Raw genomic sequence first — 24838 nt, 5'->3', positions numbered from 1 at the left:
AGTTTTCCTTACGGCCAGGAGGGCTCTTCCTCGCTGCAGACCACGAGCTCGCGGATCTCGCAGCCGCGCGGTCGGGTGAGCGCGTGCAGGATGCTGTCGGCGACCAGCGCGGGCGGGGTGAGCTTCTCCTCGTCCGGCGGGCGGTACTGCTCGGCCCTGCCGTCGAAGAAGTGCGTGCGCATCCCGCCGGGCACCACGAGCGTGACGCCGACGTGCCCGGCCAGCTCCATGGCCAGGGCCCTGGTGAAGCCGACGACGCCGAACTTGGAGGCGCAGTAGGCGGTCGCGTCCTCGGCGACCCGCAGGCCAAGGGTGGACGCGATGGTCACGATCCGGCCGTGCGAGCGCTCGAGGTACGGCAGCGCGGCGCGCACCACGGCGGCCGTGCCGAACAGGTTGACCTTGACCACCCGTTCCCAGTCCGATGTGGACACCTTGGCGAACGGGCCGCAGTTGTCGATGCCGGCGGCGGCCACCACGGCGTCGAGCCCGCCGTGGGTTTCGGCCAGTGAGCGCACGGCGTCCTCGGTGGCCTCGCTGTCGGACACGTCGACCAGCCGGAAGTCGGCGAGGTCGAAGGCCGGGGCCTGCTTGTCGAGCACGAGCGGCCAGCCGCCGGCCGCGCTGATCACCTCGACGACGGACGCGCCGAGGCCGCTGGCGCCGCCGGTGACCAGCACGGTGCCCGGCGGCCCGGGCGGGGTAGGCAGCGTGGGCATGGAACTCTCCTTGGGGTAGTTACGAGATCGCGAGCAGGGCGCCGGCGAGGTGGGTGGTCGAGCGGCCGTCGTGGTACGGGGTCACGACGATCTCGCCGCCCCAGCTGCCCACCAGGTCGGCCTCGGGCAGCGCGGCCGGGGAGTAGTCGCCGCCCTTGACCCACAGGTCCGGCCGCAGCTCGGCGAGCACCCGCTCCGGCCCGTCCTCGTTGAAGATCACGACCGCGTCGACGCAGCCGAGCGTGCGCAGCAGCTCCGCCCGGTCGTCCTGGCCGTTGATCGGCCGGCCGTCGCCCTTGAGCCGGTGCACGGAGTCGTCGGAGTTGACGCAGACGATCAGGCAGTCACCCAGCTCCCGTGCGGCCCGCAGGGTCCGGGCGTGGCCGGCGTGCAGCAGGTCGAAGCAGCCGCCGGTGGCCACGACGGTCCCGCCGCGGGCGCGCACCGACGCGGCGAGGCGACGGGCGGCGGTCAGGCCGACCGCCAGCTCGTCATCCGGCCGCGGCTCCCGGCCGATCGAGGCGACGCCGCCGGCGGCGAGGAACCGGCCGGACTCCTCCACCGCGGTCCTGGTCGCCTCGATCAGCCGGTCGCCGGCCATCAGCCGGGTGGCGAGGACGGCGGCGAACCGGTCGCCCGCGCCGCACGGGTCGGTCGACGTCACCTGGCGCGCCGGCACGACGTGGGACACGCCGTTGTCGCGGACCAGCGCGCCGCGCGCGCCGAGCGTCACCGCCACGGCCCTTGCCTGCCAACGGGTCCGCAGCAGGGCCGCGGCCCGCCCGGCCGCCTCGAGCACCTGTCCGTCCACTGTGGACGATCCGGTGGCCTCGGCCAGGTTCGGCGTCGCCACGGCGACCCCGGCCACCGGGTCGGCGCCGCGCGGGTGCGGGTCCCACACCACGGGGATCCGCCCGGCCAGCGCGGCCAGCAGCCCGCGCAGCCGGTCGTCGCCGGTAAGGCCGTGGCCGTAGTCGGAAACCAGCACGGCATCCGCGTCGCGCACCGCGTCGAGCATGTCGTCGGTGGCGGCCGGCGGCTTTCCCTTGCCGCCGCGGTCGATCCGGGCGATGCTGCGCCCGCCGGCCAGCAGCCGGGTCTTCGCCGGCGTGCTGCGCCGCGACGGCCCGAGCACGGCCGGGATCCCGGCCAGCTGCTCGCGCAGCCGCTGCCCGTCCTGGTCGCCGGCCACGCTGCTGACCAGGGTGACCGGCACGCCGTCGGCGGCGGCCAGCCGGGCGGCCAGGCCCGCGCCACCGGCCCGGACCCGCTCGTCGTCCAGGTCGAGCACCGGAGCCGGGGCGTCCGGGCAGAGCCGGTTGACCGACCCGACCAGGTCGATGTCCAGCAGGCAGTCGCCAACCACGGCCAGCCTCACGACGCCCGCCTCCCCACCGCCTTGTCCTCTGTGGACAAAGCGGCTTCGAAGGCGCCGCACAGCATGTGCACGGCGACGAGCTGCGCCTCCTGCACGGTGGCCGTCGTGCCGGGCACCGCGACGATCTCGTCGGCCAGCTCGGCAAGCGGGTTCGGCAGCGCGCCGGTGAGCGCCCAGACCGTCGCCCCGGCCTCCCGGCCGGCCTGCGCGGCGCGCAGCAGGTTCTCGCTGCGGCCGCTGGTGGACAGCAGCGCGACCACGTCGCGCGGCCGGGCGTGCGCGGTCACCTGCCGGGCGAACACCTCCTCGTAGCCGTAGTCGTTGCCGATCGCGGTCAGGCTCGAGGTGTCGGCGTGCAGGGCGACCGCGGAGAACGGGCGGCGGTCACCGTCGAACCGGCCGACCAGCTCCGCGGTGAGGTGCTGCGCCTCGGCCGCCGAGCCGCCGTTGCCGGCGGCCAGCAGCCGCGCGCCGTCGGTCAGCCGTTCGGCCAGCGACCGGCCCCAGCGCGCCAGCCGCGGCGCCTGGGCGCGCAGCGCGGCGAGCGCGCGCTCCAGCTCGTCGATGTGGTCGGTGTCCGTGCTCATCGCCGCACCCCCGCCACCAGCTCCCGCCCGGCCCGCTCGGCGAGGTCCGGGCAGCGCAGGTAGGTGCGCAGGGTGTCCTGCGCGATCCGGTCCCAGGTGTACCGGGACCGGGCCCGGTCGCAACCGGCCGCGCCGAGCGTGGCGCACCAGGCCGGGTTGGCGAGCAGCTCGCGCAGCTTGGCCGACAGCGCGTGGACGTTGCGGGGCGGCACGTGCAGCCCGGTGACGCCGTCGACGACGGTGTCGGTGAGCCCGCCGACCGCGGTGGCCAGCACCGGGACGGCGCAGGCCATCGCCTCGAGCGGCACGATGCCGAACGGCTCGTACCACGGCACGCACGCGACCAGGTCGGCCGAGCGCAGCAGCGCGGGCATGTCCTTGCGGGCCACCTGACCGGTCAGGTGCACCCGGTCGGCGATGCCGAGCCGCTTCGCCCGGTCCCTGAGCCGGCGCGCCTCCGGGTCCCTGCCCAACCGGTTCGGGGCCGGCCCGCCGACGATCACCAGCTCGGCATCCGGGACCAGCGCCAGCGCGTCGATCAGCTCGCCGAAACCCTTGCGGGGCACCAACCTTCCGACGCTGAGCACGCGGCGCGGCGCGCCCTTCTGCGCGGGTGGACCGTCCGGAGTGAACTGATCGACGTCCACACCGCACGGCACGACGGAGATCTTGTCGCGCGGGATGCCCATTCGGACCAGCTCGAACACCTCGTCGCTGCACGTGGCCGCGACCCGGGTGGCGGCCCGGCCGACGGCGCGCTCGACTGCGATCCGCTTCTGCGGGCTGGTGTCCGCGTCCCCCTGGTGGCGCCGCTTGACCGTGCCGAGCGCGTGGAACGTCTGCACCACCGGGATCTCCTGGGCCCGGCCGACCAGCGCGGAGACCATGCCGGACATCCAGAAGTGGGCGTGCAGCACGTCCGGACGGCGCCGCGCGGTGCGCGCGGCCAGCTGCCGGGCGAAGTCGTTCATGTACGGCAGCAGCTCGTCCTTGGGCACGTGCCGCCGCGGCCCGGCGGTCAGGTGCACCACCCGGTAACCGCCGGGCGCCCGCTTGGTCTCCGGCTGCTTGGGATCGTCCCGTCTGGTGTAGACGGTCACGTCGTGGCCCAGCCGGACCAGCGCCGCCGACAGCTCGGCGACGTGCAGGTTCTGCCCACCCGCGTCGACATCGCCCAATGCGGCCAGCGGGTTGGCATGCTCGGAAACCATCGCGATTCTCATCGGTGCACCTCCCATCGCCCTATCTCGCCACGTGATGCAGCAGGTCGTCCCAGCGCCGCAGGAACCGGCCGAGGCCGTAGTGGCTCAGCGCGAACTCCCTGGCGTGCTTGCCCATCTGCCGGGCCATCGCCATGTCGCCGGTGAGCGCGCGCAGCGCCGAGGTCAGCTCGTCGAGGTCGGTGGAGACGACCCCCGCCTCCGGCGGGACCGCCCGCACCGCCTCGGTCGACGCCACCGCGACCACCGGCATGCCAAGGTGCATCGCCTCGATCAGGGACAGGCCGAGCGACGTCCACCGCACCGGGTGCAGGTACACCCGCCGGCGCGCCATCGCCTCGTGCAGCCGCCGCCCCGGCATGTCGCCGATCGCGAACAGCCGGTGCTCGCCGATGTGCAGCGCCCGGTTGAGCTCGCCGACGCCCATGCCGAACACGTCGAGCTCCGCGCCCTCGGCGAACCGGGGCAGCAGGTCGGTTCCGGTCACCCGCCAGCGGCGCACCGGCTCGTTGATCACGACGGCGGCCCGGGACAGCTCGCCGGTGTACAGCTCGCCGGGATCGACGATGCCGTGCTCGATCACCGTCGTCGGGCTGGTGCCTGAGTCCCACATCAGGTCGTTGAAGTGGGTCACGTGCACCAGCCAGATGTCCTGCCGGTCGGCAAGCGGATGGCGGGTGTCCGGCACGTCGCCGCGCGGGGTGTTGTGCTCGACGTAGATCGCCGGCAGGTCCCGGCCGGGGGTGCGGCGCAGCCACTCGGCGCAGAGGTCGAGCTCCTCCGGCCGCTGCAGCACGACGACGTCCACGTCGGTGTCGGCCAGCGCGGACACCGGCACCTCGCGGGTGTTCGGCCAGTCTCGGCCGAGGCGCCCTGCGCCCCACGGGCCGCCCTTGGGCAACGTCGGCAGCAGGTATTCGTGCTCGCCCTGGACGAACGCGTCCAACCAGGACCCGTGCACGTGCCACGCCAGAATCCGCAACCGCTGCTTCATACGACCACCCCAACGAGAGCATCGACCGCGCGCGTGACGTCGGCGGCGGTCACCGAGGACAGACAGGGATGACCGGGCACCGGGCAGACCCGGGCCCGCGTTCCCTTGCACGGCGCGTCCTGGTCACCGAGCAGGACGTGCGACACCCGGTAGGGCGCCCACCGCTCGGCGGGCACCACCGGAGCGAACAGCGACACCACCGGCGTGCCCACCGCGGCGGCCAGGTGGGCCGGCCCGGTGTTGCCGGCGATCACCGCGTCGGCGCCGGCGAGCACGCCGGCCAGCTGCGGATAGGAGGTCCGGCCGCCGAGGTCGACCCCGGCCCGGCCGGCCACCGTCGCGGTCAGCTCCCGCTCGCCCGGCCCGCCGGTCACCAGCACGCGGTGCCCCTGATCCGCAAGCGCCGCAACGGCTTCGCGGCAGCGCTCGACCGGCCACGAGCGGGCCGGGACCGTGGCGCCGGGGTGCAGGACCAGGTAGGGCCGCGGGCCGGTCAGCTCGGCGACGTCCGGCGGCGGCAGCACCTCGAGGGCGCCGTCGTCGCCTGCGGGGAGAAAGCAGCCGCCGGCACGGGCCACCGTCAGCGCCCGTTCCGGCTCGGGCAGGTCGTCGACGAAGTCGATGTCCGGGCGCAGCCGCACGTCCAGCAGCGAGCCCGGGTAGTCGTGCGAGATCCCGACGATCCGGGGCACGTCGGCCACCCGCAGCAGCAGCGCGAGCGGCAGGCAGGACTGGTGCGCCGAGGTCAGGATCAGCGCGAGGTCGAACCGCGCCCGGGAGATCGTGTCGATCAGGCCGCGCACCCGCGCCGGGCGCACCGGCTCCGGGTCGGCGGCGATCCACGGGCAGTTCCAGCGCAGCGTCCGGGACACGCCGGGCAGCAGGCTGGCCGCCTGCGCGCCGGCCGGGCCGCACAGCAGGGTCACCTCGCTCGGGCGCCCGTGCCAGCCCGCGGCCGCGGCGCGGACGGCCGGGCCGGACAGCAGCACGTCACCGTCGCTGTCCAGGCGGGCGACGAGCACGCGGGCGGGGGTGGTCATACCGGCGCCCCCGAGCTGAGTGCCAGGCGCACGGCCGCGACGAGGTTGTCGGCGACGGCCGGAGCGGCGTCGATCTCGTCCGGCCGGGTCACCGGGTTCGGCACCAGGACGGCCCTGGCGCCGGCGGCCCGCGCGGCGTCCACATCGGCGCCGGTGTCTCCGATGACGACCGTCTCGACCGGCCGGACGTCCAGCGCAGCGCACGCGGCGAGCACCAGGCCCGGCCTCGGCTTACGGCAGGCGCAGCCCTCGTCCGGCCGGTGCGGGCAGACCTGCCAGGTGGAGAACCGGCCGAGCAGCTCGTCGATCCGGGCGTTGACGGCCCGCAGCCGCGCGACGGTGAGCAGCCCACGCCCCACACCGGACTGGTTGGTGACCACACCGGTGCGAACTCCATGCAGCCGCAACTGATCCAGCGCCTCGCGGGCGCCCGGCATGGCCCGCACGAGCGCGGGGTCGGCGTTGTACGGAACGTCCTCGACGAGGGTTCCGTCGCGATCGAACAGCACCGCCCGGACAGCGGCGTGCGTCTGCCCCGCATTCATGGGGAAGGTTGTTGCCGATCGGGCTTCTGGCAAACCTCTCCGTGACAACTACTACTTTGTGTAACCGGCTGTTTGATACGGACTGTGAGCGGGAACACAACGGCTCATGGACGAGCGGGAGATGGCCGTGCGCCAGGTCTTGCGGGGCCTGACCTACCCGGCCGAGCGGTGGCAGATCCTGGCCCACGCCGAGCTGTACGGGGTCGACGCCGCGACCAGGGCGGCGCTGTTCGACCTCCCGCTGCGCGCGTACCGCAGCCCCGGCGACGTCGCCTCCGCGCTCGACGGGCACCGCTAGTCGCGGCGATCGAGCGTCCACATCGGACTCATGGTCCGGGGTTGCTCACCCGATCCTGGACATGATCCGCAGCACCGCCCACACGACCTTCCCGCCGGACCAGGTCGGGCCGCAGCTCCAGGCCCTTGCCAGGTTGGCGACCAGGCGCAGCCCCAGATGCCGGGACTGGACCCGGCCGGTCCTGACCAGCTGGGCCGGCGCCGGATCGTCGTCGTAGACGGCAACGGCCAGCGTGCCGCTGCGCAGCTCGAGGCTCAGCTTCGGCTCGCTGCGCGCGTGCCGGACCGCGTTCTCCACCAGCTCGCTGGCCACCGTGGTGGCGGCCGGCAGCGTCTCGGCGCACTCCCAGCGCTGGCACGTCTCGCTGACGAACCGGCGGGCGAGCGCGGCGCTGGCCGGGCTGCACGGCAGCTCGAGCGCGGCGCGCCGGCGCGGCGGTGGGTCGTCGAGCGACTCGCGCGCCTCGCGGACCGTCGCCAGGACCGGGACGACGTTCGCGATCGCCTGCCGGCGCAGCCACTCCCGGTCGTCGGGGTTCGAGGCGACCAGCACGATGGGCACCGCCGGCCACTCGGACACCTGCATCCACACCGTGGCGAACACCGACAGCGTGGCCTCCGTGGGGATCCGGAGCGAGTCCAGGTCGACCACGACCGCCCGCGGCTGCTCCATCGCGGACTTGATCAGGGTGTCCCGCAGGTGCGGGTAGGTACCGAGGTCCAGCACGCCGCGGGGCTCGAGCAGCGTGACATCGCCATCGGTCGAGTGGTCGATCCGCAGCCGGGTCGGATCGGCCGTCACTGCCTCGCGGTCGCGGTCCACTCCGGCCCGCCGGTCAGGTGCAGCCATGTCTGTCTCCCTGAGTCGGGACTACCCGCCGGTCCCCGGCTCAATCGCCGATTCAGGCGGTTTGCACGACGCTGTCGAGCGAGTCGGCCACCTTCAGGACCTGATCCATCCCGGTGACCCGCAGCGGCCGGACCACGCCCGGGGTGGTGGCCACGACCCACAACGGGGTGCGCCGCCCGCGGCACGCCTCGTCGACCTCGAGCAGCACCGAAAGCCCGGCGGAGCCGAGGAACACGACCTCGGTGAGGTCGGCGACCACGGTCTGCGGCGGGTGGGCCCGGTGGCACGCCCGGTCCAGGTGCGCCTTGATCACCGGGGCGTTGGCCATGTCGATCTCGCCGGCGACGTGCACCACCACGGCGTTGCCGACGATCTCGTGCGCGATGCGCAGCTGTGGAACGCTCACCGGTTCGTGCCCTTCCGATTCCAGGCGTACGGCTCGCTGCTCAACCGTCGGCATCGTCGACGATAGACCCGGCCGCACCCGGGGACCAGGTTCACGTTCAACCGTGCCGGGACCGGGTATCTCCGCTCTATGAGCGAGCTTCGCGTCGTCGTGGTGGGCGCCACCGGGAACGTCGGCACCAGCGTCGTCGAGGCGCTGAGCGCGGATCCGGAGGTGGGCTCCATCGTGGGGGTGGCCCGCCGGCTCCCGGAGTGGACAGCGCCGAAGACCACCTGGGTCGCCGCGGACATCGAGTCCGACGATCTCACCGGGCCGTTCCGCGACGCCGACGTCGTGATCCATCTGGCCTGGCTGTTCCAACCCACCCACCAGCCGGTCACCACGTGGCGCGCCAACGTGCTCGGCGGCATGCGGGTGTTCGACGCGGTGGCCGAGGCCCGGGTCCCGGCGCTGGTCTACGCGTCGTCGGTCGGCGCGTACTCCCCCGGCCCCAAGGACACCCCGGTGACCGAGGATTGGCCGACGCACGGCTGGCCGCAGGCCGCCTACACCCGGGAGAAGCCTTATCTGGAGCGGGTTCTCGACGCCTACGACCGGGCGCACCCGCGGATCCGGGTGGTGCGGATGCGGCCGGGGTTCATCTTCAAGCGGGAGTCGGCGAGCGAGCAGCGCCGGCTGTTCGCCGGGCCGCTGCTGCCGAACCTGCTCGTCCGGCCGTCCACCGTGCCGGTGATTCCGGACCTGCCGGGGCTGGCTTTCCAGGCGCTGCACACCGCCGACGCCGCCGAGGCGTACCGGCTGGCGGCGGTCAAGCCGGTGCGCGGCGCGTTCAACATCGCCGCCGACCCGGTGGTGGACGCGGGCCTGCTGGCCGAATGCCTGTCCGCGCGGGTGGTGTCGGCGCCGGCCTGGCCAGTCCGCGCGGCGCTGTCCGCGGCCTGGCGGCTGCACCTGGTGCCGGCCTCGCCCGACCTGTTCGACGCCGTGCTCCGGTTGCCGATCATGGACACCACCCGGGCCCGCACCGAGTTGGGTTGGGAGCCCCGGCACACCTCGCGCGCGGCCATCGAGGAGTTCCTGCGTGGCCTGCGCGAGGGCGCCGGGCTGCCCACCCCGCCGCTGGCGCCCCGGGTCGACGGCGGGCGGTTGCACGAGCTGGCCACCGGCGTCGGCGAGCGTCCTTAGGGCCTGAGCAGGATCTTGACCGCGCCGTCCTGCTTCTTCTGGAACATCTCGTAGGCGTGCGGCGCCTCGTCGAGCGGCAGCCGGTGGGTGGCGAACGACTCGGTGCCGAGCGGGTCCTCGTCGGTCAGCAGCGGCATGATGTCGTCGACCCAGCGCCACACGTTGGCCTGGCCCATGCGCAGCTGCAGCTGCTTGTCGAACATGGTCATCATCGGCAGCGGGTCCACCATGCCGGCGTACACCCCGATGATCGAGATCGTCCCGCCGCGGCGCACCAGGTCGATCGCCAGCCGCAGCGCGTGCAGCCGGTCGATTCCCGCCTTGCGCATGACCGGCGCCGCCAGCGCGTCGGGCAGGAAACCAGTCATCCCCTGGGCGATCCGGGCCGCCGGCGCGCCGTGCGCCTCCATGCCCACCGCGTCGATCACGGCGTCCGGGCCGCGTCCGTCGGTCAGGTCGCGGATCGCCTCGACCAGGTCGCCCTCGAGCTCGCGCAGGTCAAAGGTCTGCACGCCGCGGGCGGTGGCCCTGGCCAGCCGCTCGGGCACCAGGTCGATGCCGAACACCTTCTCCGCGCCGCGCTGCATGGCGATCCGGGCGCACATGTCGCCGATCGGGCCGAGGCCGAGCACCGCGACGCTGCCGCCGGCCGGGATGTTCGCGTACTCCACCGCCTGCCAGGCCGTTGGCAGCACGTCGGACAGGTAGACGAACCGGTCGTCCGGCGGGCCCTCGGGAACCTTGATGGGCAACGTGTTCCCGTACGGCACGCGCAGGTACTCGGCCTGGCCGCCGGGCACCTGGCCGTAGAGCTTGGTGTAGCCGAATAGGCTCGCGCCCATCCCGGTCTCGCGCATCTGCGTCGTCTCGCACTGCGACTGCAACCCCTTGGTGCACATGAAGCAGGTGCCGCAGGAGATGTTGAACGGCACCACCACCCGGTCGCCCGGGCGCACCTCGGTGACGCCGCCGCCCACCTCCTGCACGATCCCCATCGGCTCGTGGCCGAGCACGTCGCCCTCGCCGAGGAACGGACCGAACAGCTCGTACAGGTGCAGGTCCGAGCCGCAGATGCCGCTCGAGGTGATCCGCACGATCACGTCGGTCGGCTCCTTGATCACCGGATCGGCGACGTTGTCCACCCGGACGTCACGCTTGCCGTGCCATGCAACGGCTTTCATTGCCCACCTCCAGCTCCGCGGTTCACAACCGGGGAGCCTTCCCCGTGCGGGCCCCGCTAAACGGTTTCGGTGGACCCTTCTCGGGTATCCGCCGGCATGACCGATCCGGATCGTGACCGCACCGCCGCCGAGCCCGAGCGCGAGCCGGACTTCGCCGAGGAGCACACCCGGCCGACGTTCGCCGACGAACCGTCCACAGAGGACCCGGACGAGTCGGTGCCGACCGGCCGGGGCGGCGACGGCGGGATGGAGTCCGACCGCCCGGTATGAGTGGCGGTCGGGGATTATCGCCCGGTCAGTTCGGCGAACGCCCGGCCCACCTCGTTGGGCTCGGCGTAGCTGCGCTCGGGCAGCAGCCGCAGGCGATCCAGCAGGTCCTGGTCCGCCCCGTGCATTCGCGCGTACTTGACGAGCTGGTCACGGTCGGCGGGGAAGTGCACGCCGGCCACCATCTTCTGCGCCTGCATGTGCGTGGGCTGCATGGGTCTCTCCGGTTTCTCCGTCGTCGACCGGTATCACGGCCCAGGCCTCGACGTCGCGCCGGGGCACCGTGGTCGGCGCCTCGAGGTGCACCGCCCCGCTTGGCAGGATCCCGGCGCCGCCGTACTGGGCCAGCACCCGAAGCTGCGCCAGCACGTCCTCCCCGGCGTGCTCCGGGGGCAGGTCGGTCCAGAAGTCGAAGCCGCCGGCCGCCACCAGCGCCGCGCGGTCGTACAGCACGCAACCGCCGATCCAGGCGACCTTGTAGGCCCGCCACTCCCCCGGCGCCAGATCGAGCTTCTCCGCCAGGTGCACCGGATTGGCGGCGTTGTGCAGCGTCAACCGGTTCCACTCCGGCGATCCGTTGGTGATCAGCTCCGGCTGCGGCCGGCCCGGCCACTCCTCGTACGGCTCCAGCTCCTCCGGTCGCTCGTCGTCCACATAGGATAGACCTTGCACCGCGCTGCCGACCAGCCCACAGCGCAGCTCACCGATCGCCTTGCGCAGCAAGGAGATCGCGCCCGGCTCCAGCCACACATCGTCGTCGAGAAACAGCACGTACCGCGCGGTCGACTGGGCGAGCAGGAACGCGCGATGCTCGGCCAGCCCGCGCCGCGGCAGGTGCCGCAGGGTGCGCACCGGATGCCCGCGGTACCGCAGCAACCTGATCATCGTCCGCGCGCTGGGCGTGTCGAAGCCGGCCGGGCCGTCGGACTGGTCGCTGAGCACCACCCCGAACGACGGGTGGTCCTGCGCGGCCAGCCCGGCCAGCGTCGTGGCCAGCTCCTCGGGCCGATTCCTGGTCGGCACCAACACATCCAGCTCGGGGCTCACCGTATCCGTGTACCCCGGTCGGCGGACGTCAACCGTGGTTTGCCGCCCGGCCGGCACGGGAACCCGCCCGGGAAGGCCCCGCTCGAGAGGAGTGATCAACGGTGGCCGAGACCCGCGTCGACGACGAGCTGTGGAACGAGTTCCATCGCGTGGTCAACATGTCCTCGCGGGAGCTCGCCGACTGGCTGCGGACCGTGTCGGCGCACCCGGACGACGAGGAGCTGCCCGACCGGGCCGGCACGCCCACCGGCCAGCAGGTGTTGCACATCCTGCGCAAGCGCCGCACCGATCTCGACGACGAGGACGTCCGCACCATGCGCCGCGTGGTGGACCGGATCCACGCCCGGCGCCGCGACGACCTGGAACCCACCCAGGGCCAGGTGAACTGGCGTCACCGCCTGATGTCACTCGGGCACGACCCGTTGAAGTCGGCCTGAGGTTTTCCACCGGTCCGCCCGGGTACGCCTCACCGACGTACCCAACGGAAGGAGGAAACTCGTGTCGGCCAACCCGATCCAGATGCAGAAGTTCCTCAGCGGCGTCGACTACCCGGCAAGCCGCGAGGACCTCGTCGAGCACGCCCGCAAGAAGGGCGCCGACGAGGAGGTGCTGCGCAAGCTGGAGGCCATGCCGGACCGCACCTTCGACGGCCCGAACGCGGTGAGCTCCGAGTACACCAAGAGCTGACCTACCGACCCGAAAGCAGCGGCTGCCGGGGATCCCACGGATCCCCGCGCCGCCGCCGCGCGATCGCCGACAACGCCTCGAGCACCACCCGGTTGCCGAGGTACGCCGTCACCTCGGCCTGGTCGTACGGCGGCGACACCTCGACCACATCCATCCCCACCACCGGCAGCTCCAAGCAACACCGGCGCACCGCGTCCAACAGCTGCCGCGTCGTGAACCCACCCGGCTCCGGCGTACCCGTCCCCGGCGCCATCCCCGGATCCACCACATCCACGTCCACCGACAGGAACACCCCGTCACAGTCGTCCACCGCGATCGCGAACGCCTCATCCAGACACTCGTCCAACCCCCGCGCCACGATCTCGCTCATCTCATAGGAACGCATGTTCCGCTCCGCCATCCACGCCAAGGTTTCCGGCCCCGGCCAATACCCCCGCAACCCGATCTGCAGGAACCGATCCCCCCGCGCCGCCCCCGACTCGATCAACCGCCGCATCGGCATCCCGTGCCCGTACAACGACCCGAACGCCCCGGTCCCGGTGTCCGCATGCGCGTCGAAGTGCACCACCGACACCCGCCCCGCGCCGTACACTCTGGACACTCCGGTAACATCGGGCAGCGCGATAGTGTGATCACCCCCCAACACCACCGGAATCGCCCCCGCCGCCGCGATCGCGTACACCGCCTCCTCGATCACCCCGATCGAGCGCTCGATGTCCCCGTTGAACAGCGCCACATCCCCCACATCCACCACCCGCAGGTCCCGCAACCCGTCCACCCGCAACGCCAACGACGGCCGCGACCCGTCCTGCGGCAGGTAACACGCCTGCCTGATCGCCCCCGGCCCGAACCGCGCCCCCGCCCGATGCGACGTCCCCCCGTCGAACGGCGCCCCCACAATCACCGCATCAGCGTCAATGGCCCCCAACTCCACCCGCGGCACCCCCAGAAACGTAATATCCGGCCCAAACAACGAGCTCATGCCTCCCCCTCCGACTCCGGGTCCATCCAAGATCGTCGCACACCCCGGTGGGCTCATGGCTCCGTAGTCGCGGGGTCGGCCTGGGTGCCGTCCCCGACTCCGTTCGGAACACCAGGTCGGTGCCGCTCGCAGGGCTGGTCCCGGCGTTGCGGCAGGGCCGGCAGGAGGGTGCAGTCGCGAAACTCTCGGGCCGAGTAGGCCGGCGGGTCCAGGCCATGGCGGGGCCGTCGCACACCCAGCCCGGGCTCGTGGCTCGGCAGCCGCGGGGTCGGCCTGGGTGCCGTCCCCGACTCCGTTCGGAACACCAGGTCGGTCCCGTTGGCAGAGCTGGTCCTGGCGTTCCGGCAAGGCGGGCAGGGCGGCACGGTCGCGGAGCTCTCGGATCAGTTGGTAGCGCGGGTCCAGGCGATGGCGCGATCGTCAAGTCGACGACGGCGTCATCGACCCGGCGGCGCCCACTCGGGGACCACAGAGGCCGCGCCGATTGACCGCCACCCCGGCGCCACCTGCCTTCACCGAGCCCGGCAGCATCCCGCGCACAGTCACGATCCGCAGACAAAGTAATGACGTCACGCAGGTATACCGTGCACAAGCGGCACTTTGTCGTAAATGCACCGGATACGAGTTGTTTCAACCCCAGGATACAGGGCCGGCCGCACGACAACGGAAGCGGGACAAGAGGAGCTATCTCTGGCACTAAGACAGGCGTCGAGATCTCCTCGACGTGGAACAACCTGGACAACCGTCGTACCGTCCCAGAAGGCTCCGCTCCCACCTTCGGAGTTTATGAACAATAAGCAGGAATATACTCGCCCATCGGGGAAGAACATCATGTTTGTCCGGTTTCGCACGGCGCATTTCAACGGCGCTCCCGGCTCTAGGCTGAAGAACGGGTCCTCGCAACGAATCGGCATCCCGGTGGTGTTGGAGATGCTCGACAGCGCCTGTAGCACCCTACGCCACTCGATCTCTCCGAGAACCGAATCTCGCGAGGCGTTTCCCCGAGCAGTGACATGGTGCACCGTCAGCAGGCTATATCCGACCTCTTCGCAGAAGGCAACGGTCCGCGCAATATCACCCGCATTTTGTGCGGACACCGAGAGGATCGCCGACGTCGCATGCCCCATTTCCCGTGCCAACCGCGACGTCTCTGCAAGCTGGGAGTGTGAGCCGCGCCGGCGGATACCATCATGTACGTCCTCATGTCCTCCATCGACGCTAAAGGTTAGTTCAACATCCCGCGGTAGAAGACCTGAGCGCAATACCTTGTAAGCCTGCCTATAGCCGTTGGTAACGATTCTGCATCTTAGCCCCGCAGATTCGACCTCCCGCACAATATTCACGAGACCTGCATGCTGGAAGGGTTCACCTCCGAGTAAGGTAATGTCCTCAAAGTTGGCGTCCCGCAGGAAGATAGTGATGGCGCGCACCATTTCCACGCTCATCTGTTGACCAGAGTTGAGCTCGTTTCCAAGGAAGCAGTGCTGGCAGTTGAAGCCGCAACGATCAGTTATGTAGAGATCGGCGCCGGCTGGCGCAAGAGTATTACTCATCGAGGAGTCACCGCTCATTGAGAATGTCGATTTTGCCCGCGTCCGCGTCGACGATCACTTCAACGCCCTCCGCCAGTGTTGAGGTGGCTCCCTTCACACCGACCACACAAGGGATCCCAAGTTCGCGGCAGGCGATCGCTGCGTGGCTCAAAACCCCGCCCACCTCGGTCACAACGGCGCGTGAGGAGGCCATCATCTCAATCAGCTCCGGCCTGGTTGCTCGCGCGACTAGAACGGTGTTGTCCGGCACATGCGTCACCCCCATATCCGGTGCGTGAAGCACGATTCCATGACCCGTCCCGCGCGATCCGGTCTGCCCCGTGAGTACGACACCCGCGTTGACCGCTTCCTTATGTCGCACATGGGGCAACTCGGCAATCAGCAGTCTGTTGTAGTCGACAAACCATAGCTCTCCCGAAGCATCGCGAATCACCTCGAAGTAGCCCAGAAGACGGTTCTCCGCGAAATCGGCGCCGCATTCATCCTGCAAGAATTGTCGCAGGTCCTCGTCGGAAATCTCGAGGTAGCGGAGAGCGCGCGCAACTAGTTCGGGCAGTGCAATACCAGTCTGTCGCCAATGGAAACTGAAATGGGTAACCGCATCAGATGCGGTACCCCGATTCAACTCGAGAAGCGGCCCCTCGTGAAACTCTCCCCACACACCGCTTTCGGCACAAACAAAGATCGCGGAGCTTTTGGACTCCACGTGCCGCTCGAAGGTGCACTCATAGGCATCTGCGGGCGCTTGCAACGCGCGAGCCCACACGAGCAGTTCTCGAACAGGCTTACCCCTGTCACGCAGGACTTGGCCAGCCGATAGAGGAGTGAGCCGAAGTGCGTGGGGCGTGTCTCCACAGGTCTCTGCGAACTCACTGATACGGGCCCCATGTTCAAGCAGTTCGCTGTAAGGGAATCGGATGGTCTCAACGGAGGGGATCCCGGCGCAGCTCCGCAGGGTCGCCAGCCTGGACCGCTTGGAAGCATCCTCCGCAATGATCGCATCGCGACGCGTCGAGCGAGCCAGCCATTCCGACAATGTCCAGTGATCCTTGAAGTATTTGTCCATTTCGGCCTCCTATCGCAAGCCTAGTTCTCGACCAGTCGAAGTTCCCCGCAACTGTGCGACCAAGTCGGTCAGTGCGCGCGCCCGCGGGCCAATGGAATCACGCTCGTCCTCCGTCATCTCCGACAGCACGCACGACGCGCCCTTTGGGATGAATGTTCGGTCGAGATGGAACGAACCGACGCCGGACTCATGCGTGTCCAGCTCTCCTTCGACTTCCCCGTCGGCAAAGAATATCTTCCGCCCATCACAGAGGGCCAAGCTCACGACCATGGTCGCTGTAGCGTCTCCAAGTTTGTGTACGACTTCGCAGATGTTGTTGTGGAGGATGTCCCAAAACTGTCGATTTAAGCCACCGGGCAAACCGTCAAGTGCAGCGAGGCGCATGCCACTAACATCCACCAAGACGGGGTGAAGCAGCCATTTATAGGCTTCTAGCGCCTTCTGACGCGCCATGGCGTGGAAGTCGATCTCTTGTATCTCTTGAATATCGCCAGACCATCGACTGATGGTAAGACCGAACGCGCGAGACAGTCTCTCATACTCGTTGAACTTGTAGTCATTGCTGGTCAAGAAGTATAGGTTCGGCACTACGCTTCCTGCCATTCTATCGTTCGCTCCAGGACCTCAGATATGCCGTCGCCAACGGCGCCCGGCGATACCTGGATCAAATGGATCCCCAACTGTTGCATTACCTCCTGCTGGACGTTGCTGGCTCCACTCGTGATTAGATAGGAGGGTCGTTTGGCGCGATCGGGGACGGATGCCATCATTCTCCGAAGCCTGTGCCAGATGAATCTGATGTTGCGATCCGTAAATGAATAGCCGACGAAGAGGACGGATCTTCCTAATATTTCTGATCGGAGAAATAGATCCAAAGGGTCCTCGAACGCCATTCGGTCGAAGTACTTGTCTTCAGCGAAGACCACCGACTGGTGGTCGGTGAAGTCTCCGTGAAACTTAACGATACTCGTCGCGGGATGTTCTCGGAGAATTCGTGCACGACGACTGGTATCATAGAGTGGAGTGGCGGTTAACGGTGCACCTGGTGCCACAACCTCACGATCATAGAAGTCCCGAGGACTAACGATCTTTACGTAGGGAACGCCTTCGTGCTCGAACGATCGCTCGATCCAATAGTCCCAGTTCGTGGTGAAGATCGCCGGGGCATCAATGTACGGCAGAAGTCGATGTGGTCTCGATGTGCTGACACTCATTGTAGGAAGATGGAAGAGGTTTTGCAGATCGGAGTATACTGCGCCCTCCTTGCCCCTTATCTTTAGGTATTGGGCTATCTGGAGATAGTCCCCGTGCAAGCCAAGTACGTCGGGGTCGTAGCCTAATGCCTTTGCCACGATGTCCATCACCTCGCGCCAGTTTGGCATGTCCGCGGAGATGTTCTTCGAGAATCCGGCACCAACAAAGGGGATTACCTTGCGTTCGCGCGCGGTATCCTCGTACTCGCTGGGGAGCAGGACTGTCACGAAAACCTCTATAGAGTCGTTATTGGTCGAGTTTGCACCAGCCAAAGGAGACCCGTCTGATCTTGCATCCATTCGATGTCTTGTGGGCCTCCCATGAGTTGTTCAACCTTGATCGCGATCTGTGCCAGAGAAGCGAGCTCCTGTGGGCCTAGGCACGGCTTTCGGGACACATCTGGCGGCAATTCAACAGCCTTCCCGAAAGAATCGACCACCGTGTCCTTCATGGCGATAACCGCCGAGAGCACCCGTCCGGTTCGATCGACTTCGAATTGGTCTGGTGTGACTGTGCCGTCGACGACAGGCTTGCCAAGGCCCCAGCTTGCATTTATCAGGAGCGAGTCACTCAACGAGATCGGATTGTTAGTAAACAGGACACCAGCCGCGCGGGGATCGTATATCGTCTGAATCAGCGCCGGAACACGTGTAGGTGTTGGGTCGCCTGGCGAATAGACGCGCAGCACTTCGGCGTCGGGAACGGAGCCCACCTGGCAAAGTGCGTTGATGACCCCTTCGAGGCTTTCCACACCCAAGACCGTGTTGTAGATGCCAGGAAATGCCCTGTGGCGCGTATCCTCCGTCAAGCTTGAAGACCGTATAGCCCAAGGGCTTGCGACCTGTGAGAGCGCCTCAACAAGGTCGGCTCTGGTAGCTGGTTCAGCCGCATGTGACGCCGACGAGAGGCACACGCCAGGTGGAACCGGGAAGCCGTTGGTTGCGAGCCGCATCAGATTCGCCGACTTATTGCCGTATCTGCCCGCAGTCGACATGTCCCATGGACTGTTCAGTTGGCACCAGGAGAAGTCGTGCGCAGCCGCTGCGGGAGGCATGCGCCAACGCTACGCCAAAGGCACTCTCCGAGACTCGAGTGGGTGAGGTGACACGGTGGGTGGTTGGTCGTGCGGAACGGAGATCGAGATCATGAGGATTTGTGGTTACCAACTCACTAGGCGAGGACCTTGACGATCGCTGAGCCCGCGTCGTGTTGCGCCGTGCCGGGTGGTGGCTATTGCACGCGTCCTGAGAGCGCCGACGCGCCCACTGAGTGGTGATCCTGCCCCGAAGGAGGATGCGGTGGCTGGGTGGACCCGCCGTCGGTTCGTGTGAAGTGCATCTTGATCAACCACGGCACGCCCTGGTCGGTGCGGTCCGGCGCAGAAGCCGCACAGCAGCCGCCGCATGGCCGGCGCCGCGGCAGCGGATGGACCTTCCCGAACTCCGGCCGTCCCAACCCGGCCGCGACGGCACGCGCTGCCACCGCACACCGTTCTCGTCCCGGCCACCCGGCATCTCGTCCAGGTAGGCGATTCCGGACCCCCGGCATTCGACCACGTGGTCGGCAGCGAATGTTCGGTAGTTAGGGTCGGCCCCGGGCGCGTTGTCAGTTCGCTCCGTTCGTTTCCCGGGCCTCGGTGTTCCTGTGTTCGGCGCCACATCCTCGCCGGAGCTTCCCGACCGAGCCCATCCTTCTGTTCACCTGACCGCCCGCGACGACTTCCGGAACGCCGGGCCCGGCTCTGCCAACGGGACCGGCCCGGCATTCCGGAAGGAGCCGGGGACGGCACCCAAGCCGCCCTTGCGGGTGCGGACCGTCGGCGTGAGTGGAGGCCAGCCGCCGGTCTGGGAGCCGGCCCCGGGGGGTGGTGGCGGATAGACTCCGCGGGATCGAGTCGAGGGGTTTGCCGCGTGCGTAGTTTTCGGGTGGGGCGGGTCGAGCGGGTGGAGGAGCTGGCCGCCGAGCTTGACCGGCTCGGGCTAGGCGGCGGGCGGCCGGCCGTCGTGCTGGTGGGGGGCGCGGGCGGCATGGGCGAGGATGACCTGCGGCGGGTCGAGGAGGTGCTGCGGCTCGCGGTGCTTCCGGTGCTCGAGGGGTGTGCGGCCGCGGTGGTGGACGGGGGCAGCGACTCGGGCGTCATGCAGGTGGTCGGCCGGGCGCGGGCCGCGGCCGGGGCGCGGTTTCCGCTCGTGGGGGTGGCGGCCGAGGGGACGGTGACCTGGCCGGGCGACGGCGAGCTGCATGCCGGCGGCGTGGTGGAGATCGAGCCGAACCATACCCACGTCATCCTCGTGCCGGGCCAGTCGTGGGGGGACGAGTCGCCATGGTTGGGCCATGTCGCGGCGGCGATCGCCGGAGACCACCGGTCGGTCACCGTGGTGGTCAACGGGGGCGAGATCACCTACGACGATATCGACTGGAGCCTGGCCGGTCAGCGGCCCACGCTGGTGCTGGCCGGGACCGGTCGCGCCGCGGACGCGATCGCGGCGGCGGTGGCCGGGCAGGATTCCGAGTCCCGCGCCGAGCGGGTCGCCGGTTCACCGCTGATCCGGATTCTGGACGTCGGCAACCCCGCCGGAATCGCCGAAGCACTCGCGGCGGCGCTCGGGCAGCCGGGATCGTAACGGAGCGATCCCCTAGCCGACGACCTCAACCGCGTCGAAGAAATCTTCCGCATCGAACACGGCCAATGGGGCCAATTCACCCAACGCCTCAATCCCATCCAGACCCCAACGCCACCCCGAACCCGACCATCTAACGCCTCAGCGGTCGCGTTCCCGAGCCTCGATTTCCCTCTCCAATGCCGCAGCTTGCTCATGCTCCCCCAACGCTCGCAAGTCGATGGCCAGGTTCTTGGCCGAGTTGAGGGTCTTGGGATGGTCGTTGCCGAGGACGCGCCGGCGCCGGGCCAACGTGTCCTCATTCAACTCCCGGGCTCGCTCACGCTCACCCAACTGCCCCAGGTTGATGGCCAGATTGTTGGCCGAGGTGAGTGTGCTGGGATGGTCGTCACCGAGTATCCGCCGGCGCCGGGCCAACGTGTCCTCGTCCAGCGCCCGGGCCCGCTCATACTCACCCAAGAGCCGCAGAACACTGGCCAGGCTGCTGGCCGAGTTAAGGGTGTCGGGATGGTCGTCGCCGAGCACCCGCCGACGCCGGCCGAGCGTGTCCTCATCCAGCGCCCGGGCCCGCTCATACTCACCCAACCCCCGCAGATCAAGACCCAGATTGCTCGCCGACATGAGGGTGCCGGGGTGGTCGTCGCCGAGCACCCGCCGACGCCGGCCCAGCGTGTCCTCATCCAACGCCCGGGCCCGCTCATACTCACCCAACGCCCACAGATCAAGACCCAGATTGCTCGCCGAGTCGAGAGTGTCGGGATGGTCGTCGCCGAGCCGGTCGCGGCGAAGATCATATGCGCGTTGGAACAGGGGACAGGCTTCCCTGGGTTCGCCTCGGGTCTGCAGGTAGGTCGCTGCGTAGTCGAGCAGCCACGACACCTTGTCGATAACCGGGTCGAGATCTCGGTCAGGATCGGTAGCGGTGAGCACGTGCGGCAGGAGTTGGCGCCACACGGGCCAGATCGGTGGACTATTCCAAGGATCCGGTGGCGCTGCCGCACGCAGGATGTGGACAGCGGCGGCGGCCCAGCCGTCGTCAGGATGCGGCGCGGTGGTTCGGGTGCGTAGGAGGGCGGCGGGAACGCGGTGCAGGAGCAGGCTATCCGGTGCTACGCGGGCCATGGCTCGGCGGCGGATCGTGGCGAGGGTCGCGGCGAAGGCCAGCGGATCGGACGCGACGGTCGAGAGCGGGTCGGGCAACAGGTGGTGGTGCTCGGTGAGCAGGGTCAGCGGCACGGGTTCCGGGGCCAGCCAGGCGAGCAGGGTGAGGAGTTGCAGGGCTGCCGGGTCGTCGGCGGCCAAGCGGTCGAAGGCCAGCGTCCAGGACGCTGCCACCGACACCGGATATCCGGCGGTGTCGTGCTTCTGGGCCAGCAGGTCGTCGGCACGGGCCTTGAGCTCGGCCAGGTAGGTGTCGGCGTCCAGCGGCGTGTCGGCAAGGAGCGCGGCGGCCTGGTCGACCGCCAGCGGTAGATCGCCGACCGCTTCGGCCACTCGGTCGGCGTCCACTTCGGACAATCCCGGGGACCGCGAGCGCAGCAGCCTGATCGACTCGGTCCGGGTGAACTCGGCGATGTCGATGGTGGCCGCGAGATCAGACCAGTTCGGATTGCGGGAGGTGATCAGTACATGGCCGGCTCCGCCCGGAAGGACCGGGGCGAGCGCGGCAGGGTCCTCGGCGTTGTCGAACACCAGCAGCCAGCGGTCACGCGCCCGCAGCTCACCAAACAGCCGCGCCACAGCCACGCCGGCCGGGTCACCGGCATCGGCCAGGTGCAAGGCCCTGGCCAGTTGAGCCAGCCGGTCCGGGATCAGCTCCGGAGCCTCGGCGGGCACCCACCAGGTCACGTCGTAGTCATCGGAGTACCGGTGCGCGTACTCCAAGGCCACGCTTGTCTTGCCGACCCCGCCCATCCCGGATACTGCCTGCACCACCGCCGGGCCGCCCGCACGCAACGCCGTAGCCAGGCCGGCCAGCAACTCGTCGCGGCCGGTGAACCGCGCCAGGCGGGCCGGCACTCCCCACACCCGCCCGGCCGATCCACCGTCGGTCCGGGCGCGGGGAAGCGCCGTCAACGCGTGCAGGACCGCGGCCTCGGCCTCACCCGGCGACGACACGAACGCCGTGGTCACGCCGCTGTCGCGGAGCCGCGTCCGGAACCCTTCCTGTCGCGCGCCGTACCGAGGGTCATGGAACAAACCCACCGGGCCCTCGGTCTTCTCCCCAGCAAGAACACCAGCCGTGGCAGGCCCGCGTCACCGGCGGCCTCGAACTCCAGCTCGGTGTAGGACAGCTCTGGGCGGTCGCGGACCGGGGAGCCGTAGCGGAAGCCGGCCAGGAGCACGTAGACGTCGGCTTTGGCCACCTCGTCGCGGCAGGCCTGTTCGGGCTTGTCGTCGCGGGCGGCGAAGTAGGCCATGTCGGAGACGGCGTCGCCGGCGCGGGCGATCGCGGACTCCACGGCCGCGACGAATGATTTGCCCGCGGGGAACTCGCGGAGCTCCGAGGTATGGCTGATGAATACCCGGCGCGGGACCATCCGGCGACCACCCATCACGGCGACTGAAGTAATCGTCAATACATCGTGCACCTCCCTATGCTGTTACCGGGTAGCGGGCCAGGAGATCCGATGAGCGGGCAGGCGCAGGAGCTGGCAGATCTGCGGGCGCTGCTGGCGATCGTGGATCGGGCGATCGGGTTGCAGGAGCGGGCCGTCGCCGTGATCCGGGCGTGCGCGGCGCCCGGGGAGCCGCCGACGTCTGTGGCGCGCGAGGGTGGTGTGGTCGCCGGGGAGTATCACCGGTTGTGGGGGTGGTCGCTGGACTTCGCGCCGGACGCCGGGACGGAGTCGTTGGAGCGGCGGGTGTCGCAGCTGCTGATGCATCACTGCCAGCTGCTGCACGTGTCGATCCGGTTGGCGTTTCCGAAGTATCGCAGCGAGCGGCTGGAGCGGCTGCGGCGCAGCGTGCTCGATCTCGGTCCGCTGGCCGCCGAGCTGCGCTCGGTGCGCGACGAGCTGGAGCTGTGGATCGCCACGATCGAGTGAGCGCACCGACTGCTCCACGTAGACCCGGCCGCGCACCCCCCAAGGGGATCGGTGCCGGACCGGTCATCCGTCCTCTTTGGTCCCCCGGGGGCGTTACTTCGGCCTTCCCCCAAGGGAATGCGTCAAAATCGATTCAATCTTGCATCGTTCAACGGTGGCGAAGAGGCTGTCGGGTGAGGAACATCCGGAAACGCCCAAATCGCCCCTTCCTCTCCCTGCATAGGTAATCCCCGCCCTCAGCCCAGCTGGAGGGAACGCATGTCCAAAACCAGCCCAGACCCCGACATTCAGACGACCACGATGGGCCGGCGGCGCTTCCTCGGCGCCACCGCCGCCGGCGCGGCCGGCATCTTCGTCCTCAAGGACGTCGAGGCGTTGGCCGAACAGGTCGAGGGTCCGGTCGCGACCGCGGCGCCCGACCCGCGGTTCAGCCGGATGTTCCAGCTCCCGGCGTTCGCCGACCCCCGCTCGACGGCGGTCAGGAACGCGATGACCGACATCGGCAAGCTCGGCGGCCTGCTGGACGCCCGGGACCCGCTCAACGAGGGACCCGTGCGCCTGATCACCAATCCTGAGCTCAGCCCGCGCAACGTGGACCAGAACGTCGCCAACATGACGGCGGGAACCACGTTCGTCGGCCAGTTCCTCGACCATGACATCACGTTCGACAACAGCTCGCCGCTCGGCGTGCCGGCCGAGCCGACCCAGACGCCCAACGTCCGGGACGCGCGGCTCGACCTGGACTCGGTCTACGGCGGCGGCCCGTCGGTCAGCCCGAGCCTGTACCGCACGGACGACCGGGCCAAGTTCTTCGTCAGCTCGGGCGGGCGGTTCGAGGACCTGCCCCGGCGAAGCGACAACCTGGCGGCGGTCATCGCCGATCCGCGTAACGACGAGAACCTGATGATCGCCGGGCTGCACGCGGCGTTCCTGCTGGCGCACAACCGGACCGTCGACTTCCGGCGGGCCAATAACCTGGCGGGGGACGTCTGGTTCTACTCCCGGCGCACGATCATCCACCACTGGCAGTGGATCGTGGTGAACGAGTTCCTGCCGCAGATCGTTGGCCGCTCGCTGGTCGACGACATCCTGCGCAACGGCCGGCGGTGGTACCGGTTCAGCCAGCCGACGATCCCGGTGGAGTTCCAGACCGGCACCTACCGGATGGGGCACAGCCTGGTTCGCCCGTCGTACCGGGCGAACCGTGACGGTGACGCCGGCGGCAACCCGGCGACCGGTGCGCCGGCGTTCTTCGGGTTCATCTTCGATCCGGCCGGCGAGGGCCAGCGCGACCCGGTCGACCTGCGCGGCGGGGCGCGGGCGCCCAGGCGGTTCATCGGTTGGGAGACGTTCTTCAACTTCGGCGGCGTGTGGGCGCAGCACGTCCGGCCGAACAAGCTGATCGACACGAGCATCTCCACGCCGCTGTTCCGGTTGCCGCTGGCGGCGATTCCCAGCCGGGACGCGCCGATCTCGCTGGCGCAGCGCAACCTGCTGCGGCACCTCACCTGGTCGCTGCCGTCCGGGCAGCGCATCGCGGCGGCGACCGGATCTCCGGTGTTGGGCTCCAGCAACTTCCCGGAGCTGCGGCCCTACAACCTCGGCCTGGATGCCAGCACCCCGCTCTGGTACTACATCCTGCGCGAGGCCCAGGTGTTCAACCAGGGCACCCGGCTGGGCCCGGTGGGTGGTCGGATCGTCGCCGAGACGATCATCGGCCTGCTCCAGCTCGACGAGTTCTCCTATCTCAACTCCGGGTTCCGCCCGTCGCTGCCGAGCCAGACGGCCGGCGACTTCAAGATGACCGATCTGCTGCGCTGGGCCCGCGTCGACCCGGTCAGCCGCGGGACGGCCCCGTAGGTGCCGCGCGCTTGTCGTGAGTCCTTTGTGGGGCTGTAGCACCACAAAGGAC

At 69.3% G+C, this 24838-nt stretch carries 28 protein-coding genes; 8 read left to right on the top strand and 20 right to left on the bottom strand.

What is annotated here, in order from left to right; genetic code table 11:
• Window positions 1–8: 8 nt before the first annotated feature.
• Genes VGX25_RS05835 through VGX25_RS05805 form a run of 7 tightly spaced genes read right to left on the bottom strand, consistent with a single transcriptional unit; the run spans window position 9 to window position 6483 of the window.
• Complete coding sequence (locus VGX25_RS05835; protein ID WP_326916563.1) at window positions 9–719, bottom strand: SDR family oxidoreductase; 711 nt, start codon at window positions 717–719, stop codon at window positions 9–11.
• A 19-nt stretch (window positions 720–738) separates the two neighbouring features.
• Entirely contained in the window at window positions 739–2097 is a 1359-nt protein-coding gene (locus tag VGX25_RS05830; protein ID WP_326916562.1) for a PfkB family carbohydrate kinase, read from the bottom strand.
• A complete protein-coding gene (locus tag VGX25_RS05825; RefSeq protein WP_326916561.1) occupies window positions 2094–2684 on the bottom strand; it encodes an SIS domain-containing protein in 591 nt (196 codons plus the stop codon). Before VGX25_RS05825 ends, VGX25_RS05830 begins: the two co-directional genes overlap by 4 nt.
• Window positions 2681–3907: a glycosyltransferase gene (locus VGX25_RS05820; RefSeq protein WP_326916560.1), complete on the bottom strand. Its 1227-nt coding sequence runs from the start codon at window positions 3905–3907 to the stop codon at window positions 2681–2683. Before VGX25_RS05820 ends, VGX25_RS05825 begins: the two co-directional genes overlap by 4 nt.
• 19 nt (window positions 3908–3926) lie before the next feature.
• Window positions 3927–4898, bottom strand: coding sequence for a glycosyltransferase (locus VGX25_RS05815; protein WP_326916559.1), 972 nt, complete (start codon window positions 4896–4898; stop codon window positions 3927–3929).
• Entirely contained in the window at window positions 4895–5938 is a 1044-nt protein-coding gene (locus tag VGX25_RS05810) for a glycosyltransferase family 9 protein (RefSeq protein ID WP_326916558.1), read from the bottom strand. The genes VGX25_RS05815 and VGX25_RS05810 overlap by 4 nt, the downstream gene beginning before the upstream one ends.
• Window positions 5935–6483, bottom strand: a complete 549-nt coding sequence (locus tag VGX25_RS05805; protein WP_326916557.1) for an HAD-IIIA family hydrolase — start codon at window positions 6481–6483, stop codon at window positions 5935–5937. The genes VGX25_RS05810 and VGX25_RS05805 overlap by 4 nt, the downstream gene beginning before the upstream one ends.
• A gap of 106 nt (window positions 6484–6589) precedes the next feature.
• Between VGX25_RS05805 and VGX25_RS05800 the strand changes: the two genes are divergently transcribed.
• A complete protein-coding gene (locus VGX25_RS05800) occupies window positions 6590–6781 on the top strand; it encodes a DUF2795 domain-containing protein (RefSeq protein WP_326916556.1) in 192 nt (63 codons plus the stop codon).
• A gap of 45 nt (window positions 6782–6826) precedes the next feature.
• Here VGX25_RS05800 and VGX25_RS05795 read toward each other — a convergent pair whose 3' ends face one another.
• Together VGX25_RS05795 and VGX25_RS05790 are read right to left on the bottom strand one after the other, a co-directional pair.
• Window positions 6827–7630, bottom strand: a complete 804-nt coding sequence (locus VGX25_RS05795) for an ATP-binding protein (protein WP_326916555.1) — start codon at window positions 7628–7630, stop codon at window positions 6827–6829.
• A gap of 52 nt (window positions 7631–7682) precedes the next feature.
• Window positions 7683–8036: an STAS domain-containing protein gene (locus tag VGX25_RS05790; protein ID WP_326916554.1), complete on the bottom strand. Its 354-nt coding sequence runs from the start codon at window positions 8034–8036 to the stop codon at window positions 7683–7685.
• A gap of 129 nt (window positions 8037–8165) precedes the next feature.
• On the opposite strand from VGX25_RS05790, the gene VGX25_RS05785 reads away from it, so the two are divergent.
• Entirely contained in the window at window positions 8166–9221 is a 1056-nt protein-coding gene (locus VGX25_RS05785; RefSeq protein WP_326916553.1) for an NAD-dependent epimerase/dehydratase family protein, read from the top strand.
• On the opposite strand, the gene VGX25_RS05780 is transcribed toward VGX25_RS05785, so the two are convergent.
• Window positions 9218–10402 (bottom strand): zinc-dependent alcohol dehydrogenase, encoded by a 1185-nt coding sequence (locus tag VGX25_RS05780; RefSeq protein ID WP_326916552.1) that lies wholly within the window; start codon window positions 10400–10402, stop codon window positions 9218–9220. The two genes, VGX25_RS05785 and VGX25_RS05780, sit on opposite strands and share 4 nt — an antisense overlap.
• A 96-nt stretch (window positions 10403–10498) precedes the next feature.
• Here VGX25_RS05780 and VGX25_RS05775 point away from each other — a divergent pair, with 96 nt between their 5' ends.
• Complete coding sequence (locus VGX25_RS05775; protein ID WP_326916551.1) at window positions 10499–10672, top strand: hypothetical protein; 174 nt, start codon at window positions 10499–10501, stop codon at window positions 10670–10672.
• 14 nt (window positions 10673–10686) lie between these two features.
• Here the strand turns inward: VGX25_RS05775 and VGX25_RS05770 are convergent, their stop codons facing one another.
• Together VGX25_RS05770 and VGX25_RS05765 are read right to left on the bottom strand one after the other, a co-directional pair.
• Window positions 10687–10842 carry a DUF2795 domain-containing protein gene (locus VGX25_RS05770; protein WP_326916550.1) on the bottom strand — a complete coding sequence of 52 codons (156 nt, stop codon included), beginning with the start codon at window positions 10840–10842 and terminating at the stop codon, window positions 10687–10689.
• A complete protein-coding gene (locus tag VGX25_RS05765; RefSeq protein ID WP_326916549.1) occupies window positions 10820–11716 on the bottom strand; it encodes a glycosyltransferase family 2 protein in 897 nt (298 codons plus the stop codon). Before VGX25_RS05765 ends, VGX25_RS05770 begins: the two co-directional genes overlap by 23 nt.
• A 101-nt stretch (window positions 11717–11817) precedes the next feature.
• Between VGX25_RS05765 and VGX25_RS05760 the strand changes: the two genes are divergently transcribed.
• Together VGX25_RS05760 and VGX25_RS05755 are read left to right on the top strand one after the other, a co-directional pair.
• Entirely contained in the window at window positions 11818–12153 is a 336-nt protein-coding gene (locus VGX25_RS05760; RefSeq protein WP_326916548.1) for a DUF3140 domain-containing protein, read from the top strand.
• 82 nt (window positions 12154–12235) lie between these two features.
• Window positions 12236–12403 (top strand): DUF2795 domain-containing protein, encoded by a 168-nt coding sequence (locus VGX25_RS05755; RefSeq protein WP_326916590.1) that lies wholly within the window; start codon window positions 12236–12238, stop codon window positions 12401–12403.
• A gap of 1 nt (window position 12404) precedes the next feature.
• Here VGX25_RS05755 and speB read toward each other — a convergent pair whose 3' ends face one another.
• From speB to VGX25_RS05725, 6 genes are all read right to left on the bottom strand, one after another.
• On the bottom strand, window positions 12405–13385 hold the full coding sequence (gene speB, locus VGX25_RS05750) for an agmatinase (protein WP_326916547.1): 981 nt from the start codon (window positions 13383–13385) through the stop codon (window positions 12405–12407).
• Window positions 13386–13954: 569 nt separating this feature from the next.
• Window positions 13955–14956: a radical SAM protein gene (locus VGX25_RS05745; RefSeq protein WP_326916546.1), complete on the bottom strand. Its 1002-nt coding sequence runs from the start codon at window positions 14954–14956 to the stop codon at window positions 13955–13957.
• Window positions 14946–16004: a PEP-utilizing enzyme gene (locus tag VGX25_RS05740; protein WP_326916545.1), complete on the bottom strand. Its 1059-nt coding sequence runs from the start codon at window positions 16002–16004 to the stop codon at window positions 14946–14948. Before VGX25_RS05740 ends, VGX25_RS05745 begins: the two co-directional genes overlap by 11 nt.
• Before the next feature lie 9 nt (window positions 16005–16013).
• Window positions 16014–16574 carry a non-canonical purine NTP pyrophosphatase gene (locus VGX25_RS05735; protein ID WP_326916544.1) on the bottom strand — a complete coding sequence of 187 codons (561 nt, stop codon included), beginning with the start codon at window positions 16572–16574 and terminating at the stop codon, window positions 16014–16016.
• Between the two features lie 17 nt (window positions 16575–16591).
• Window positions 16592–17485, bottom strand: coding sequence for an SIR2 family protein (locus VGX25_RS05730; protein WP_326916543.1), 894 nt, complete (start codon window positions 17483–17485; stop codon window positions 16592–16594).
• Between the two features lie 8 nt (window positions 17486–17493).
• Window positions 17494–18210, bottom strand: coding sequence for a PEP/pyruvate-binding domain-containing protein (locus VGX25_RS05725; protein ID WP_326916589.1), 717 nt, complete (start codon window positions 18208–18210; stop codon window positions 17494–17496).
• A 958-nt stretch (window positions 18211–19168) separates the two neighbouring features.
• On the opposite strand from VGX25_RS05725, the gene VGX25_RS05720 reads away from it, so the two are divergent.
• Entirely contained in the window at window positions 19169–19882 is a 714-nt protein-coding gene (locus tag VGX25_RS05720; RefSeq protein ID WP_326916542.1) for a hypothetical protein, read from the top strand.
• Between the two features lie 138 nt (window positions 19883–20020).
• On the opposite strand, the gene fxsT is transcribed toward VGX25_RS05720, so the two are convergent.
• Both fxsT and VGX25_RS05710 read right to left on the bottom strand, forming a co-directional pair.
• Window positions 20021–22012, bottom strand: a complete 1992-nt coding sequence (fxsT, locus tag VGX25_RS05715) for an FxSxx-COOH system tetratricopeptide repeat protein (protein WP_326916541.1) — start codon at window positions 22010–22012, stop codon at window positions 20021–20023.
• Window positions 22009–22434 carry a DUF4062 domain-containing protein gene (locus tag VGX25_RS05710; protein ID WP_326916540.1) on the bottom strand — a complete coding sequence of 142 codons (426 nt, stop codon included), beginning with the start codon at window positions 22432–22434 and terminating at the stop codon, window positions 22009–22011. The genes fxsT and VGX25_RS05710 overlap by 4 nt, the downstream gene beginning before the upstream one ends.
• Window positions 22435–22509: 75 nt before the next feature.
• Here VGX25_RS05710 and VGX25_RS05705 point away from each other — a divergent pair, with 75 nt between their 5' ends.
• The gene (locus tag VGX25_RS05705) at window positions 22510–22926 is read left to right on the top strand and encodes a hypothetical protein (protein ID WP_326916539.1); all 417 of its coding nucleotides are present in this window, start codon (window positions 22510–22512) and stop codon (window positions 22924–22926) included.
• Between the two features lie 258 nt (window positions 22927–23184).
• The gene (locus VGX25_RS05700; RefSeq protein ID WP_326916538.1) at window positions 23185–24786 is read left to right on the top strand and encodes a peroxidase family protein; all 1602 of its coding nucleotides are present in this window, start codon (window positions 23185–23187) and stop codon (window positions 24784–24786) included.
• Window positions 24787–24838 lie beyond the last annotated feature (52 nt).

Origin of the sequence: Actinophytocola sp. (genome assembly GCF_035942955.1) — a bacterium.
In the GTDB taxonomy this organism is placed as follows: domain Bacteria; phylum Actinomycetota; class Actinomycetes; order Mycobacteriales; family Pseudonocardiaceae; genus DASYTH01.
This window is presented reverse-complemented; position numbering and strand designations above follow the sequence as displayed.

What these genes read in the sequence shown, in the direction of transcription:
- VGX25_RS05835 (WP_326916563.1), bottom strand. Translation starts at nt 719, where the DNA reads ATGCCCACGCTGCCTACCCCGCCCGGGCCGCCGGGCACCGTGCTGGTC.
- VGX25_RS05755 (WP_326916590.1), top strand. Translation starts at nt 12,236, where the DNA reads ATGCAGAAGTTCCTCAGCGGCGTCGACTACCCGGCAAGCCGCGAGGAC.
- VGX25_RS05780 (WP_326916552.1), bottom strand. Translation starts at nt 10,402, where the DNA reads ATGAAAGCCGTTGCATGGCACGGCAAGCGTGACGTCCGGGTGGACAAC.
- VGX25_RS05815 (WP_326916559.1), bottom strand. Translation starts at nt 4,898, where the DNA reads ATGAAGCAGCGGTTGCGGATTCTGGCGTGGCACGTGCACGGGTCCTGG.
- VGX25_RS05810 (WP_326916558.1), bottom strand. Translation starts at nt 5,938, where the DNA reads ATGACCACCCCCGCCCGCGTGCTCGTCGCCCGCCTGGACAGCGACGGT.
- VGX25_RS05795 (WP_326916555.1), bottom strand. Translation starts at nt 7,630, where the DNA reads ATGGCTGCACCTGACCGGCGGGCCGGAGTGGACCGCGACCGCGAGGCA.
- speB (WP_326916547.1), bottom strand. Translation starts at nt 13,385, where the DNA reads ATGAGCTCGTTGTTTGGGCCGGATATTACGTTTCTGGGGGTGCCGCGG.
- VGX25_RS05785 (WP_326916553.1), top strand. Translation starts at nt 8,166, where the DNA reads ATGAGCGAGCTTCGCGTCGTCGTGGTGGGCGCCACCGGGAACGTCGGC.
- VGX25_RS05825 (WP_326916561.1), bottom strand. Translation starts at nt 2,684, where the DNA reads ATGAGCACGGACACCGACCACATCGACGAGCTGGAGCGCGCGCTCGCC.
- VGX25_RS05805 (WP_326916557.1), bottom strand. Translation starts at nt 6,483, where the DNA reads ATGAATGCGGGGCAGACGCACGCCGCTGTCCGGGCGGTGCTGTTCGAT.
- VGX25_RS05740 (WP_326916545.1), bottom strand. Translation starts at nt 16,004, where the DNA reads ATGGACAAATACTTCAAGGATCACTGGACATTGTCGGAATGGCTGGCT.
- VGX25_RS05710 (WP_326916540.1), bottom strand. Translation starts at nt 22,434, where the DNA reads ATGGGTGGTCGCCGGATGGTCCCGCGCCGGGTATTCATCAGCCATACC.
- VGX25_RS05700 (WP_326916538.1), top strand. Translation starts at nt 23,185, where the DNA reads ATGTCCAAAACCAGCCCAGACCCCGACATTCAGACGACCACGATGGGC.
- VGX25_RS05800 (WP_326916556.1), top strand. Translation starts at nt 6,590, where the DNA reads ATGGACGAGCGGGAGATGGCCGTGCGCCAGGTCTTGCGGGGCCTGACC.
- VGX25_RS05725 (WP_326916589.1), bottom strand. Translation starts at nt 18,210, where the DNA reads ATGCGGCTCGCAACCAACGGCTTCCCGGTTCCACCTGGCGTGTGCCTC.
- VGX25_RS05745 (WP_326916546.1), bottom strand. Translation starts at nt 14,956, where the DNA reads ATGAGCGGTGACTCCTCGATGAGTAATACTCTTGCGCCAGCCGGCGCC.
- VGX25_RS05775 (WP_326916551.1), top strand. Translation starts at nt 10,499, where the DNA reads ATGACCGATCCGGATCGTGACCGCACCGCCGCCGAGCCCGAGCGCGAG.
- VGX25_RS05705 (WP_326916539.1), top strand. Translation starts at nt 22,510, where the DNA reads ATGAGCGGGCAGGCGCAGGAGCTGGCAGATCTGCGGGCGCTGCTGGCG.
- VGX25_RS05820 (WP_326916560.1), bottom strand. Translation starts at nt 3,907, where the DNA reads ATGAGAATCGCGATGGTTTCCGAGCATGCCAACCCGCTGGCCGCATTG.